7 protein-coding genes are annotated in these 8,547 nt (G+C 68.6%); 4 read left to right on the top strand and 3 right to left on the bottom strand.

Features of this window, described 5'->3' with window-relative positions; genetic code table 11:
* The coding region (gene ompR / locus P3W75_RS13230) for an osmolarity response regulator transcription factor OmpR (RefSeq protein ID WP_276227806.1) at window positions 1–737 on the bottom strand (737 nt) is incomplete at its 3' end.
* Window positions 738–970: 233 nt separating this feature from the next.
* Between ompR and P3W75_RS13235 the strand changes: the two genes are divergently transcribed.
* The 3 genes from P3W75_RS13235 to gshA all read left to right on the top strand — a co-directional run bounded on the left by P3W75_RS13235 (window position 971) and on the right by gshA (window position 5,456).
* Window positions 971–3,310 carry a Tex family protein gene (locus tag P3W75_RS13235; RefSeq protein WP_276227807.1) on the top strand — a complete coding sequence of 780 codons (2,340 nt, stop codon included), beginning with the start codon at window positions 971–973 and terminating at the stop codon, window positions 3,308–3,310.
* A 36-nt stretch (window positions 3,311–3,346) separates the two neighbouring features.
* Window positions 3,347–3,709 (top strand): PaaI family thioesterase, encoded by a 363-nt coding sequence (locus P3W75_RS13240; protein WP_430765371.1) that lies wholly within the window; start codon window positions 3,347–3,349, stop codon window positions 3,707–3,709.
* 163 nt (window positions 3,710–3,872) lie between these two features.
* Entirely contained in the window at window positions 3,873–5,456 is a 1,584-nt protein-coding gene (gene gshA, locus P3W75_RS13245) for a glutamate--cysteine ligase (protein ID WP_276227808.1), read from the top strand.
* Window positions 5,457–5,663: 207 nt separating this feature from the next.
* Here the strand turns inward: gshA and argA are convergent, their stop codons facing one another.
* Window positions 5,664–6,962, bottom strand: a complete 1,299-nt coding sequence (gene argA / locus P3W75_RS13250; protein ID WP_276227809.1) for an amino-acid N-acetyltransferase — start codon at window positions 6,960–6,962, stop codon at window positions 5,664–5,666.
* Between the two features lie 122 nt (window positions 6,963–7,084).
* Window positions 7,085–8,224, bottom strand: coding sequence for an acetylornithine deacetylase (argE, locus tag P3W75_RS13255; protein WP_276227810.1), 1,140 nt, complete (start codon window positions 8,222–8,224; stop codon window positions 7,085–7,087).
* A gap of 199 nt (window positions 8,225–8,423) precedes the next feature.
* On the opposite strand from argE, the gene P3W75_RS13260 reads away from it, so the two are divergent.
* Window positions 8,424–8,547, top strand: a 124-nt coding sequence (locus P3W75_RS13260; protein ID WP_276227812.1) for a hypothetical protein, incomplete at its 3' end; no start/stop codon positions are given.

Consider the following 8,547-nt stretch of genomic DNA (forward strand, 5'->3'; position numbering starts at 1 on the left):
CGCGCGTTGCCGTCCGGCACGAAGACGTAGCCCACGCCCCACACCGTCTGGATGTAGCGCGGCTTGGACGGGTCGGGCTCGATCAGCCGGCGCAGGCGCGATATCTGCACGTCGATGGAGCGCTCCAGGGCGTCCCACTCGCGACCGCGCGCCAGGTTCATCAGCTTGTCGCGGGTCAGCGGCTCGCGGGCGTGCTGGACCAGGGCCTTGAGCACGGCGAACTCGCCGGTGGTGAGCATGTGCACCTCGCCGTCGCTCTTCTTCAGCTCGCGGGTGGCCAGGAACAGTTCGTAGTCGCCGAAGCTGACCACCTCGTCCTCGCCGGCCGGGGCCCCCGGCACCAGCGGCGCCTGGCGGCGCAGCACGGCCTTGATCCGCGCCAGCAGCTCGCGCGGGTTGAACGGCTTGGCCAGGTAGTCGTCGGCGCCCAGTTCCAGACCCTGGATGCGGCTGGACTCGTCGCCCTTGGCGGTGAGCATGATGATCGGGATCTGGTTGTTCGCCTCGCGCAGGCGCTTGCAGGCGGAGAGGCCGTCTTCGCCGGGCATCATCAGGTCGAGCACCACCAGCTGGAAGAGTTCGCGGGCCAGCAGGCGGTCCATCTGCTCGGTGTTCTCCACCGCGCGCACGCGGTAGCCCTGTTCGTCGAGGAAGCGCTCCAGCAGGCGGCGCAAGCGGGCGTCGTCGTCGACGATGAGGATCTTTTCACCTTCGGGCAGGGTGGACGGGTTCGACATAGAAGCTCCAGGTTCTGGTTGGCCGGCAATTATCGCCCAGCCTGAGAGAGTCACGGATTGTCCATTGTTAGCAGATTTTTCCCCGACCGACCGCCCTCCCGGTCAATTTTGCCTGGGTATAATGCGGCGCTTTTGCGGCGGGGCGTTGTCATACACGCCTGCCGGACGCCCGAGCGAACCGGCCGGCGCTAGCGCCACACCCCGTATTCTCGTTGGTTTCACCAGGTGGATTCATGGACAGCATCAACACCCGTATCGCCGAAGAGCTTTCCGCACTGCCCTCCGGCCGTGTTCAACCGCAGCAGGTGGCCGCCGCCGTGGCCCTGCTCGACGAGGGCAGCACTGTCCCCTTCATCGCCCGTTACCGCAAAGAAGTGACCGGCAGCCTCGACGACACCCAACTGCGCCTGCTGGAAGAGCGCCTGCGCTACCTGCGCGAGCTGGACGAGCGCCGCGGCGCCATCCTCGCCAGCATCGAGGAGCAGGGCAAGCTGACCCCCGAGCTGGCCCGCGAGATCAACCTGGCCGACACCAAGACCCGCCTCGAAGACCTCTACCTGCCGTACAAGCAGAAGCGCCGCACCAAGGGCCAGATCGCCCTGGAAGCCGGCCTCGGCGAGCTGGCCGACGCGCTGTTCGCCGACCCGAGCCTGACCCCGGAGACCGAAGCCGCGCGCTTCGTCGACGCCGAGAAAGGCTTCGCCGACACCAAGGCCGTGCTCGAAGGCGCCAAGTACATCCTCATGGAGCGCTTCGCCGAGGACGCCACCCTGCTCGACCGCCTGCGCGTGTTCATGAAGGACAACGCCACCCTCACCGCGCGCCTGGTGCCCGGCAAGGAAACCGAAGGCGCCAAGTTCAGCGACTACTTCGAGCACGACGAGCCGCTGAAGAACACCCCGTCGCACCGCGCCCTGGCGATCTTCCGCGGGCGCAACGAGGGCGTGCTGAGCGCCGCGCTGAAGGTCGGCGAGGAGCTGCCGGGCACCGCGCACCCCTGCGAAATCATGATCGGCGAGCGCTTCGGCGTGTCCAACCAGGGCCGCGCCGCCGACAAGTGGCTGGCCGAAGTGGTGCGCTGGACCTGGAAGGTCAAGCTCTACACCCACCTGGAAAACGACCTGCTCGGCGAGCTGCGCGAAGGCGCCGACGCCGAGGCGATCAACGTCTTCGCCCGCAACCTGCACGACCTGCTGCTGGCCGCCCCGGCCGGCCCGCGCGCCACCCTGGGCCTGGACCCGGGCCTGCGCACCGGCGTGAAGGTCGCCGTGGTCGACGCCACCGGCAAGCTGCTGGACACCGCCACCGTCTACCCGCACCAGCCGAAGAACCAGTGGGACCAGACCATCGCCGTGCTCGCCGCGCTGTGCGCCAAGCACCAGGTCGAGCTGATCGCCATCGGCAACGGCACCGCCAGCCGCGAGACCGACAAGCTGGCCGCCGAGCTGATCAAGAAATACCCGGCGCTCAAGTGCACCAAGATCATGGTCAGCGAGGCCGGCGCCTCGGTGTACTCGGCTTCCGAGCTGGCCGCCAAGGAATTCCCCGACCTCGACGTGTCGCTGCGCGGCGCCGTCTCCATCGCCCGCCGCCTGCAGGACCCGCTGGCCGAGCTGGTGAAGATCGAGCCCAAGTCGATCGGCGTCGGCCAGTACCAGCACGACGTGTCCCAGCTGCAACTGGCGCGTAGCCTGGACGCGGTGGTGGAAGACTGCGTGAACGCCGTCGGCGTGGACGTCAACACCGCCTCTGCGGCCCTGCTGGCGCGCATCTCCGGCTTGAATAGCACCCTGGCGCAGAACATCGTCGCGCACCGCGACGCCAATGGCGCGTTCAAGACCCGCGACGAGCTGAAGAAAGTCAGCCGCCTGGGCGAGAAGACCTTCGAGCAGGCCGCCGGCTTCCTCCGCGTGATGAACGGAGACAACCCGCTGGACGCCTCGGCGGTGCACCCGGAAACCTACCCGCTGGTGCAGCGCATCGCCGCCGATACCGGCCGCGACGTGCGTTCGCTGATCGGCGACTCGGGCTTCCTCAAGCGCCTGGACCCGAAGAAGTTCACCGACGAGCAGTTCGGCCTGCCGACCGTCACCGACATCCTCAAGGAACTCGACAAGCCCGGCCGCGACCCGCGCCCGGAATTCAAGACCGCCGAGTTCCAGGACGGCGTCGAGAGCCTCAAGGACCTGAAACCCGGCATGGTCCTCGAAGGCGTGGTGACCAACGTCACCAACTTCGGCGCCTTCGTCGACATCGGCGTGCACCAGGACGGCCTGGTGCACATCTCGGCGCTGTCGGAGAAGTTCGTCAAGGACCCGTACGAAGTGGTCAAGGCCGGCGACATCGTCAAGGTCAAGGTCATGGAAGTGGACATCCCGCGCAACCGCGTCGGCCTGTCCATGCGCATGAGCGACACTCCCGGCGAGAAGGTCGAGGGCCCGCGCGGCGGCGGTCGTCCGGCCGGCGGCCAGCGTGGCGATCGCGGCGGCGCCCCGCGCCAGCAGGAGCAGGCCCCGGCGAACAACGCCATGGCCTCGCTCTTCGCCAACGCCAAGCAACTGAAGAAGAAGTAAGGAAGGTCCATGAGCGAGATGCCCGCCCGCGAGCTGATGGTCAGCCGCTTCAGCGAAACCCTCGGCGTGCGCCCGGTGCGCGTCGCCGACGGCGAGGCCGAGGTGCACCTGCCGATGGCCGAGCACCTGCGCAACCGCGGCAACGTCATGCACGGCGGCGCGCTCTTCACCCTGATGGACATGACCATGGGCCTGGCCTGCTCCAGCGCCCATGGCTTCGACCGCCAGAGCGTCACCCTGGAATGCAAGATCAACTACATCCGCGCGGTCGCCGAAGGCGAGGTGCGCTGCGTGGCCAAGGTCCTGCACGCCGGGCGCCGCTCGCTGGTGGTGGAAGCCGACATATTCCAGGGCGACAAGCTGGTCGCCAAGGGACAAGGCACCTTCGCCCAGCTGTAAGCCCGATCGCCTTTCCTGCTCTATCCTGACTACCGGTGGCCCGCGCAGTGCGCGGGCTCCGGCCAGTCGCAGCTCGCCAGGCGACAACGCCGGCCGCCCTCCCCCTTGTAGACCGCCCGGTCCACCCCCATAGTGGGGCGACTGCCGTGTGAAGGACATCAAATTGAGCGACCTACTTTCCCGCCGCCTGGCGCTGCTCGGCGACGCCGCCCACCTGCCCCTGCTCGGCCAGTGTCTGCACGGCATCGAGCGCGAATGCCTGCGGGTCGACGCCGACGGCCAGCTGGCGCTGACCCCGCACCCGCGCGCGCTGGGCTCGACCCTGACCCACCCGCAGATCACCACCGACTATTCCGAGGCGCTGCTGGAGTTCATCACCCCCACCAGCACCAGCGTCGAGCAGACCCTGACCTCGCTGGAGAACATCCACCGCTTCGCCAGCCAGCGCCTGGGCGGCGAGCTGCTGTGGAGCCCGTCGATGCCCTGCGAACTGCCCGACGAGGAAACCATCCCGATCGCGCAGTACGGCAGTTCCAACATCGGCCGCCTGAAGTACGTCTACCGCAAAGGCCTGGCCCTGCGCTACGGCAAGACCATGCAGTGCATCGCCGGCATCCACTACAACTTCTCGCTCCCCGAGGGGCTCTGGCAGCTGCTGCAGCGCCACGAAGGCGACGAAGGCCCGCTGCGCGACTTCCAGTCGGCGCACTACATCGCGCTGATCCGCAACTTCCGCCGCTACAGCTGGCTGCTGATGTACCTGTTCGGCGCCTCGCCGGCCCTGGACGCCGGCTTCCTGCGCGGCCGCCCGCACCAGCTGCAGGCGTTCGACGAGCGCACCCTGTACCTGCCCTACGCCACCAGCCTGCGGATGAGCGACCTGGGCTACCAGAACAACGCCCAGGCCGGCCTGACGCCCTGCTACAACGACCTCGACAGCTATGTCGAAAGCCTGCGCCGCGCGGTGGGCACGCCCTACCCGCCGTACGAGAAGGTCGGCACCAAGCAGAACGGCGAGTGGGTGCAGCTGAACACCAACGTGCTGCAGATCGAGAACGAGTACTACTCGAGCATCCGTCCCAAGCGCGTCACCTACACCGGCGAGCGCCCGATCCAGGCCCTGGAGTCGCGCGGCGTGCAGTACGTCGAGGCGCGCTGCCTGGACATCAACCCGTTCCTGGCGCTGGGCATCGACGCCGCCGAAGGCCGCTTCCTCGACGCCTTCCTGCTCTACTGCGCCCTGCAGGACAGCCCGCTGCTGGCCGATGGCGAGTGCGGCGCGGCCACCAGCAACTTCCTCAAGGTGGTCAAGGAAGGTCGCCGTCCGGGGCTGCACCTGCAGCGTGGCGGGCAGACCGTGCCGCTGCAGGTCTGGGCCAGCGAACTGCTGGAACGCATCGCGCCGATCGCCGAACTGCTCGACCGCGCCGCCGGCAACGACCTCCACGCGCAGAGCCTGATGCAGCAGCGCGAGAAGGTCGCCGACCCGGAACGCACGCCGTCGGCCCGGGTGCTGGCGGACATGCGCGAGCGTGGCGAAAGCTTCGCCGCCTTCGCCCTGCGCAAGAGCCGCGAGCACGCCGAAAGCCTCGGCCAGCCGCTGCCGGCCACCGAGCAGGAGACCTTCGAGGCCATGGTCCGCACCTCGCTGGCCGAACAGCAAGCCCTGGAAAGCCAGCCCGAAGGCGACTTCGACACCTTCGTCGCGGCCTACCAGGCGAGCATCCTCGGGATCATCAGCGTCTGATCCCGCGCACCGCCGACAAAAAAAGAGGCCTTCGGGCCTCTTTTTCATTGCCCGCAGGTAGAGGAGCGGAACGTAGGGCGAATAACGCGAAGCGTTATCCGCCAATGAGCCCCGGCACCCGGCCGACGGCGGATAACCGCGAACGGTTATCCGCCCTACGGGCTGGAGTAGGGCGCATAACGCCTACGGCGTTATCCGCCGTTTGGCTCAGAGGCTCTTCTCGAACACCTGGGAATTGCGCTGGTAGTTGTACAGCGAGGCGCGCGCCGCCGGCAGGCGTTCGACGCTGCTGGGCTGGAAGCCGCGTTCGCGGAACCAGTGGGCGGTACGGGTGGTGAGCACGTAGAGGGTCTTCACGCCGAGGGCGCGGGCGCGCTTTTCGATGCGCTCCAGCAGCTCGTCGCCGCGCCCGCCGTGGCGGTACTCCGGGTTCACCGCCAGGCACGCCAGCTCCGCCGAATCGGAGTCGGCGATCGGGTACAGCGCCGCGCAGGCGATGATCAGGCCCTCGCGCTCGACGATACTGAACTGCTCGATCTCGCGCTCCAGCACCTCGCGCGAGCGGCGCACCAGGATGCCCTGCTCTTCCAGCGGACGGATCAGCTCCAGCAGGCCGCCGACGTCCTCGATGCCGGCCTCGCGCAGTTGCTCGAACTGTTCCTGGGCCACCAGGGTGCCGTTGCCCGAACGGGTGAACAGCTCGCTGAGCAGCGCGCCGTCCTCGGTGAAGCTGACGATATGGCTGCGCCGCACCCCGGCGCGGCAAGCCTGGGCGGCGGCGTCGAGCAGCTCGGCCTGGTAGCTGGTGCCCAGCCGCTGCAGGTGCGCCGGCACCTGTTGCGGGCGCAGTTCGCGGACCAGGTTGCCGTTCTCGTCGAGCAGGCCGCGCTCGTCGCCGAACAGGATCAGCTTGTCGGCGCCCAGCTCGATGGCCGCGCGCATCGCCACGTCCTCGCAGGCGAGGTTGAAGATTTCCCCGGTGGGCGAATAGCCCAGCGGCGACAGCAGCACGATGGAGCGCTCGTCGAGCAGGCGGTTGATGCCCTTGCAGTCGATACGCCGGACTTCGCCGGTGTGGTGGTAGTCGATGCCCTCGACCACGCCGATCGGCCGCGCGGTGACCAGGTTGCCGGAGGCCACGCGCAGGCGCGAGCCCTGCATCGGCGAGGCGGCCATGTCCATCGACAGGCGCGCCTCGATGGCGATGCGCAGGCTGCCCACGGCGTCGATCACGCACTCCAGGGTCGGCGCGTCGGTCACCCGCAGGCCGCGATGGAAGCGCGGGGCCAGGCCGCGCCCGGCCAGGCGCGCCTCGATCTGCGGGCGCGAGCCGTGCACCAGCACCAGGCGCACGCCGAGGCTGTGCAGCAGCACCAGGTCATGGACGATGTTGCCGAAATTCGGGGCTTCGACGCCCTCGCCGGGCAGCATGACCACGAAGGTGCAGTCGCGGTGGGCGTTGATGTAGGGGGAAGCGTGACGTAACCAGTTGACGTAGTCGTGCATTGTCCAGGAGGCCTGTGAGCGGGCGATGAAGGGTTGTCGAGTGCGAATGGCCGGCAACGGCGGCGGGAACGGCGGTTATCGTCGTCGCATGCACATCGACAGGTATCTCCTCTTCATGACGGTTACAGGCAGTAATGCTGGATCAGGCCACGCAGCAGTTCCACGGTCGGCGGAATGCGCGCGAGCTCGAGGTGTTCGTCCGGCTGGTGGGCGCAGGCGATGTCGCCGGGGCCGAGCACCAGGGTCTCGCAGCCGAGCTGCTGAAGATACGGCGCTTCGGTGCCGAAGGCTACCGCTTCCGCCGAATGTCCGCTGAGCCGCTCGGCCACGCGCACCAGCTCGCTGTCGGCGGCCTGCTCGAAGGGCGGCACCGCGGGGAACAGCGGCTGGTAGTCCAGGCGCACCGCGAAACGCTCGGCGAGCGGCGCCAGGCGCGCGCCGATGGCCTTGCGCAGGGCTTCCGGGTCCATCCCCGGCAGCGGCCGCAGGTCGAATTCCAGGGCGCACTGGCCGCAGATGCGGTTGGGGTTGTCGCCACCGTGGATGCAGCCCAGATTCAGGGTCGGTTGAGGCACCCCGAACTGCGGGTTGTTGTATTCCTTCTGCCATTGCGCGCGCAGCGCCAGCAGCTCGCCGATGGCCGCGTGCATGGCCTCCAGGGCGCTGTGGCCGAGGCTGGGGTCGGAGGAGTGGCCGCTCTGCCCGAGGATATCGATGCGCTCCATCATCACCCCCTTGTGCAGGCGGATCGGCCGCAGCCCGGTGGGCTCGCCGATCACCGCGGCGCGCGCCAGCGGCCGGCCGGCGGCGGCCAGGGCGCGGGCGCCGGCCATGGAGCTTTCCTCGTCGCAGGTGGCGAGGATCAGCAGCGGCTGGCGCAGCGGCTTGTCCAGCAGCGGCAGCAAGGCCTCGATGGCGATGGCGAAGAAGCCCTTCATGTCGCAGCTGCCCAGGCCGAACCAGCGCCCGTCGCGCTCGTCGAGGCGCAACGGGTCGCTTTTCCACAGGCGGTCGTCGTAGGGCACGGTGTCGGTGTGCCCGGCCAGCACCAGGCCGCCGGGGCCCGTACCGAGGCTGGCGAGCAGGTTGAACTTGCCCGGCTGCACTTCCTGCAGCTCGCAGGCGAAGCCGAGGTCGCCCAGCCAGCTGGCCAGCAGCTCCACCACCGGGCGGTTGGACTGGTCCAGGGACGCCTGGGTACAGCTCACCGAAGGCAGGGCGAGCAGCTGGGCGAAGCGGTCTTTCAGGCTCGGCAGGGGCATGGGCGTCTCCGAAGGCGTTGGCCCCCATCATGGACCAGGATGGCGCCCAGTTGAACCGCCGCCGCGCGATGGACCCGCCCCGCCGGGGTGCCGTCCTGTACACTAGAGGGCTTCGACGCACGCCCCCGCGCCAGGCCCCGCGGGCCCGTCTACCCTTTTCCTTCCCGGAGCGCGCCGCGCTCCCGACCCGGACTCCGTCATGCAGAAAGAAACCGAAATCAAGCTGCGCGCCAGCCGCGAAACCCTCGACGCCCTGCGCGAGCACCCGCTGCTGAAGAAGCGCAACAAGTCCGGCTGGCAGCAGAGCGAGCTGTTCAACCAGT

The sequence above is a fragment of the Pseudomonas citronellolis genome (assembly GCF_029335315.1).
Taxonomy (GTDB): Bacteria; Pseudomonadota; Gammaproteobacteria; order Pseudomonadales; family Pseudomonadaceae; genus Pseudomonas; species Pseudomonas citronellolis_A.